Annotated in this window: 7 protein-coding genes and 1 pseudogene; 2 read left to right on the forward strand and 6 right to left on the reverse strand. The window is 70.8% G+C overall.

What is annotated here, in order from left to right; all coding sequences use genetic code 11:
• Positions 1–48 precede the first annotated feature (48 nt).
• The 5 genes from HW578_RS22380 to HW578_RS27980 form a co-directional block, all read right to left on the reverse strand.
• Positions 49–639, reverse strand: a complete 591-nt coding sequence (locus HW578_RS22380; protein WP_369407955.1) for a GNAT family N-acetyltransferase — start codon at positions 637–639, stop codon at positions 49–51.
• Entirely contained in the window at positions 636–1295 is a 660-nt protein-coding gene (hisH, locus tag HW578_RS22385) for an imidazole glycerol phosphate synthase subunit HisH (RefSeq protein WP_198372927.1), read from the reverse strand. The genes HW578_RS22380 and hisH overlap by 4 nt, the downstream gene beginning before the upstream one ends.
• A 16-nt stretch (positions 1296–1311) precedes the next feature.
• On the reverse strand, positions 1312–1686 hold the full coding sequence (locus tag HW578_RS22390) for a DUF2628 domain-containing protein (RefSeq protein ID WP_198372928.1): 375 nt from the start codon (positions 1684–1686) through the stop codon (positions 1312–1314).
• A gap of 2 nt (positions 1687–1688) precedes the next feature.
• Positions 1689–2303: an imidazoleglycerol-phosphate dehydratase HisB gene (gene hisB / locus HW578_RS22395; RefSeq protein ID WP_198372929.1), complete on the reverse strand. Its 615-nt coding sequence runs from the start codon at positions 2301–2303 to the stop codon at positions 1689–1691.
• An 89-nt stretch (positions 2304–2392) separates the two neighbouring features.
• Positions 2393–2836 carry a PilZ domain-containing protein gene (locus HW578_RS27980; RefSeq protein WP_198372930.1) on the reverse strand — a complete coding sequence of 148 codons (444 nt, stop codon included), beginning with the start codon at positions 2834–2836 and terminating at the stop codon, positions 2393–2395.
• Between the two features lie 294 nt (positions 2837–3130).
• Between HW578_RS27980 and hslV the strand changes: the two genes are divergently transcribed.
• The gene (gene hslV / locus HW578_RS22405; RefSeq protein WP_198372931.1) at positions 3131–3697 is read left to right on the forward strand and encodes an ATP-dependent protease subunit HslV; all 567 of its coding nucleotides are present in this window, start codon (positions 3131–3133) and stop codon (positions 3695–3697) included.
• A 164-nt stretch (positions 3698–3861) separates the two neighbouring features.
• The gene (gene hslU, locus HW578_RS22410) at positions 3862–5187 is read left to right on the forward strand and encodes an ATP-dependent protease ATPase subunit HslU (RefSeq protein WP_198372932.1); all 1326 of its coding nucleotides are present in this window, start codon (positions 3862–3864) and stop codon (positions 5185–5187) included.
• Here hslU and HW578_RS27985 read toward each other — a convergent pair.
• A pseudogene (locus HW578_RS27985) lies at positions 5184–5310 on the reverse strand (IS481 family transposase); the annotation flags it as partial. The gene hslU and the pseudogene HW578_RS27985 sit on opposite strands and share 4 nt — an antisense overlap.

Genomic DNA, 5310 nt, shown 5'->3' on the forward strand with positions numbered 1-5310 from the left:
CGGCGCAGCGCGGTCGGGCCGGGCCGCGTGCGGGCCCGGCGCGCCGCCTCAGACCGCGCCGTCGATCAGCGCGCCCGTGCTGCGCCCGCGACCGGGCTCCAGCGTCTTCGTATAGAACCGCCCCGCCACCGTCTGGCCCTTCACCCGCGCGTAGTAGGGGTGGGTGCCCCAGTGCAGGTAGCCCAGGCTTTCGAACAGCGCGATCGCGGTGGCCTGCGTCTCGCGCACGTCGAGGTTGATGACGCGGTGGCCGAGCGAGGCGGCGCGTTCCTCCAGCCTCTCGACCAGCAGGCGCGCCAGGCCGAAGCCGCGTGCATAGGGCGCGATATAGGCGTGGGTCAGGGTGGCGGTGAAGGCCTGCGCCTCGTTGTTGCGGGGCGGGCGCACCAGCTGGGCGGAGCCGACCGCATGGCCGTCCAGGCGGGCGACGAACAACTCGCGCTCGGGCACCAGCAGCACGCCGCGGAAATGGCGCTCGAGCGCGGCGCGGCCCTGGGGTTCCACCCAACCGAAGCCGCCGCCCTCGATGATCGCGGCATCGGTCGCCTCGGCCAGGTCGGCGAGGTCGGCCTCCGACAGGCGCTCGGCACGTTCGACCGCGAGCGCACGGCCCGATTGCAGGACAGCGGAGGCGTTCACGGCTCCCACCTCAGGAAATTCGCCAGCATGCGCAGCCCCACCGGTCCGCTTTTCTCGACGTGGAACTGAAGCCCGGCCAGGTTGCCGCGCGCGATCACCGCGGTCACGGGCCCGCCATAGTCGGTGGTGGCGATGGCATCCTCCGGGTCATCGACCTCGTAGGCGAAGGAATGCACGAAATAGACCTGGTCGCCGGGCACCACGCCGTCGAGCACCGGGTGGAAGCCTTCTTCGAAGGACAGGGCGTTCCAGCCCATCTGCGGCAGCGGCAGCGGCGCGCCATCGGCGCCGCGCGGGTCCATCGGCGCGACGATGCCCGGGATCCAGCCAAGCCCGGGCGTCTCGCCATGCTCGAGCCCCTTGGTCGCCATCAGCTGCATGCCGACGCAGATGCCCAGGAACGGCACGCCATGGCCGCGCACCCGGTCCTCCAGCGCATCGACCACGCCGGGCAGGGCATCGAGGCCACGCCGGCAGGCCGCAAAGGCGCCCTGGCCGGGCAGCACGATGCGGTCCGCCACCGCCAGGTCGGCCGCCGCGGTGACCACGCGCACCACCGCCTCGATGTCGTTGTCCTCGGCGGCCTTCTCGAAGGCCCGCACCACCGAGGCCAGGTTGCCCGAGCCCGGATCCACCACCGCCACACGCTGCGCCATTCCCCCTGCCCCCCCGTCAGGCCGCCGCGCGGGCCAGGTCGGGGCGGAAGGCGGCGAGGTTGAGGAAAGCCGCATCCTCGTCCCGCGCCACCAGCACCGCCGCCGGCTGGAAGCCGCGCAGGCCGAGCCACCAGGATTGCAGCGACCGCGCCTCAAAGCCGATGAAGCATTGCAGCCCGGCCAGGGCGAAGGGCACGGCGGGGGCCGGCAGCGCGGCGCCGATCATCGCGACCACGGCGAAATGCATCAGCGCCAGCGCAACCAGCCCGTTCGACAGGAACCAGACCGTCGGCACCAGCAGCGCGCCCCAGGAGAAGCCGTCGCGCACGAGCAACACCCTGGGCCCCTTCCGGCCTGCGGGGGGCTTCGTCTGCACCGTCCAGACCCGCATGCTCAGGCCTCCAGGATGCCTTTGGTCGACGGGATCGCGCCGCCGGCCCGCGGATCGGGCTCGGTGGCCGCCCGGAGCGCCCGGGCCGCTGCCTTGAAACACGCCTCCGCCACATGGTGGGCGTTGTTGCCCGCCTTCAAGGTCATGTGCAGCGTGATGCCGGCATTGACCGCGAGCGCGCGAAAGAATTCCTCGAACAACTCCGTGTCCATCTCGCCCACCTTGTCGCGGGCGAAGGGGACCGACCAGGCGAGGAAGGGGCGGCCGGAGATGTCGATGGCGCATTCCGCCAGCGCCTCGTCCATCGGCAGCAGGGCGGACCCGTAGCGACGGATGCCGCGCTTGTCGCCCAGCGCCTTCTTCAAGGCCTGGCCGATGACGATGCCGACATCCTCGGCGGTGTGGTGGAAGTCGATATGCAGGTCGCCCTTCGCCGCGACCGTCATGTCGATCAGCGAATGGCGCGCCAGCGCGGTCAGCATGTGGTCGAGGAAGCCGATGCCCGTGGCGATGTCGGCCCGTCCGGTGCCGTCCAGGTCGATGGCGACGCGGATCGCCGTCTCGGCGGTCTCGCGGGTGATCTCGGCGCGTCGGGCCAGGGCGGAGGAACCATCCATGGGCGCTTGTTACGCCGCCCGGGGGCCGCGCCGCAACGCCCCTGCGTCGCGTGGTTCGGCGGCGCCTCGGCCCAGGGGCACGCGGCGGGTCAGGCGCGCCGCGCGTGCCGCGCCTCGGCGATGATGCTGCGGATGGTCGCTAGCGAGGCGGGCGAGACGCCGGTGAAGGTCAGGCTGACCCGCCCGTCCTCGACCGCGACGACGCGGACAGGCAGCACGGCGGTGTCGATGACCACGTAGCCGCGATCGTCAGGCCGGGCGATGCCGGGGGGTGCCTCCACGCCGGCGCCACCATCGGAAAGGTCGAGCAGGTTCACCGCGACCGCGCGGCCGTCCAGTTCCAGCCATGCGCCGCAGGCCATGGGCCGCCGGGCCGAGGCGCGGCGGTCCGTCGCGCCGGCATTCTGGATGCCGGTGGTCCCCCGCCAATCGCCGAGGGACGCCTCGGGCCGCATGACGGCAAGCACCAGCGCGGCACCCGGCGCACGCGCCGCGTGCAGCGCCGCAGCCGCCATGAGCGCCACGCTGAGCACGGCGAGCGCGCCGGATTCGGCGCCTGGGAACCCCGACGCCAGCGTCGCTAACGCGTGGGCAACAAGGCCGTCAGGGGCGGGAAGAACCGAGACCGGGAGCATGGATGCCAATATAGCACGCACACAACCCTGACGTGTAAACATTGATGAATAACGATCGTGCTACATCCGCACGCAACGATATATCCCCCACGACGAGCGTCGCTTCGGGCCTGAATGCGGGCTCATTCGTCCGGAACCGGTTCGATCGGGGCTGTTGTGTCGCGGTGCCGACCGTCCCAGATATCGGCCGTCATGAACTCCCCACAACACGATCCCCTCGGGTGGCACGGCACCACCATCCTGTGCGTGCGCAAGGCGGGCCGCGTGGCCATGGCCGGCGACGGCCAGGTCTCGCTCGGCCAGACGGTGGTCAAGGGCAATGCGCGCAAGGTGCGCCGCATCGCCCAGGGCCGCGTGCTGGCCGGCTTCGCCGGTGCGACCGCCGATGCTTTCACCCTGCTCGAGCGGTTGGAGGCGAAGCTGGAACGCTTCCCTGACCAACTGGAACGCGCCTGCGTCGATCTCGCGAAGGACTGGCGCACCGACCGATACCTGCGCCGGCTGGAGGCGCTGCTTGCCGTCGCAGACACCAAGCGGTCCCTCCTGGTGACCGGCCAGGGTGATGTGCTGGACCCGGAGGACGGCATCATCGGCATCGGCTCGGGTGGCAACTACGCGCTGGCGGCCGCGCGCGCGCTGCTGCCGCTCGAGGGCATCGACGCCGAGGAGATCTGCCGGCGCTCGATGAAGATCGCCGCCGACATATGCGTGTACACGAACGGGAACTTCGTGTTGGAAAGCCTGGACGCCGCGGCATGAACCCGACGCCACGACCCAATACCAGCGGATCGCAGCCGTGCCGCGATCCGGGAGCGCGAATGCGCGACCGCGCCCAGACCATCAACCGTCGCCGGCGCGCCAGCGCAAGGCGCGAAGGCCAGCCGCGCGGATGCGCGGCGCCCGCCGCTTGAGGGCAACGAGACATGTCTGAAGCCGTGAATCTTTCCCCCCGCGAGATCGTCTCCGAGCTCGACCGCCACATCGTCGGCCAGGCCGACGCTAAGCGCGCCGTGGCGATCGCACTGCGCAACCGCTGGCGCCGCCAGCAACTGCCCGAAGGCATCCGTGAGGAGGTGGTGCCCAAGAACATCCTGATGATCGGCCCGACAGGCGTGGGCAAGACCGAGATCGCGCGGCGCCTCGCGAAGCTCGCCAACGCGCCCTTCCTCAAGGTGGAAGCGACCAAGTTCACCGAGGTCGGCTATGTCGGCCGCGACGTGGAATCCATCGTGCGCGACCTGGTCGAATCCGCCATCACCATGGCGCGCGAGCAGGCGCGGCGCGGCGTCCAGGCCAAGGCGGAACTGGCCGCCGAGGAACGCCTGCTGAACGCGCTGGTCGGCGATGGCGCCTCCGGCGAGACCCGCATGAAGTTCCGCCGCATGCTGCGCGAAGGCACCATGGAATCGCGCGAGGTCGAGGTGCAGGTGGCGGATGCCGGCGGCGGCCTGCCGATCGGCATGATCGACCTGCCCGGCGCGCAGGGCGCGCAGATGCAGAACATGCAGGAGATGCTCGGCAAGATGTTCGGCGGCCGCCAGAAGCCGCGCAAGATGACCGTGGCCGAGGCGCGCATCGCGCTGACCAGGGAGGAAGCGGACAAGCTGCTCGACCAGGACGCGCTGGTGCGCGATGCGGTGTCCAACGCCGAGAACAACGGCATCGTCTTCCTGGACGAGATCGACAAGGTCTGCGCCCGCACCGGCGAGGGCGGCTTCCGCGGCGGCGACGTCTCGCGCGAAGGCGTCCAGCGCGACCTGCTGCCGCTGATCGAGGGCACCACCGTCACCACCAAGCACGGCCCGGTGAAGACCGACCACATCCTGTTCATCGCCTCGGGCGCCTTCCACCTGGCGAAGCCCTCGGACCTGCTGCCCGAACTGCAGGGGCGACTGCCGATCCGCGTGGAGCTGGCGGCGCTGACCCGCGACGATTTCCGCCGCATCCTGACCGAGCCCGAGCATTCCCTGCTGAAGCAGTACACCGCGCTGCTTGGCACCGAGGGCGTCACGCTCGACTTCGCGGACGACGCTGTGGACGCGCTCGCCGACCTCGCCGCCGAGATCAACGCCAGCGTCGAGAACATCGGCGCGCGGCGCCTCGCCACCGTGCTGGAACGGCTGCTGGAGGAGGTATCCTTCACCGCCTCCGACCGCGGCGGGGAGACCGTGCGGGTGGATGCGGCGATGGTCGCCGGGCGCGTCGCGCCGCTCGCCGGCAGCGCCGACCTGTCGCGCTTCATCCTCTAGATGTTTGGTCCCGGCATTTCATGGTGCGGGTTTGCGGTGAACCTATGGGGGTCTGCGGCCCATGATCGGCAGATGATCTCGTAGGGGGTGAGGCCCTTCAGGGTCTTGAGCCGCCGCGCGTAG

It is taken from the genome of Roseomonas rosulenta (assembly GCF_016106005.1).
Classification (GTDB): Bacteria; Pseudomonadota; Alphaproteobacteria; order Acetobacterales; family Acetobacteraceae; genus Neoroseomonas; species Neoroseomonas rosulenta.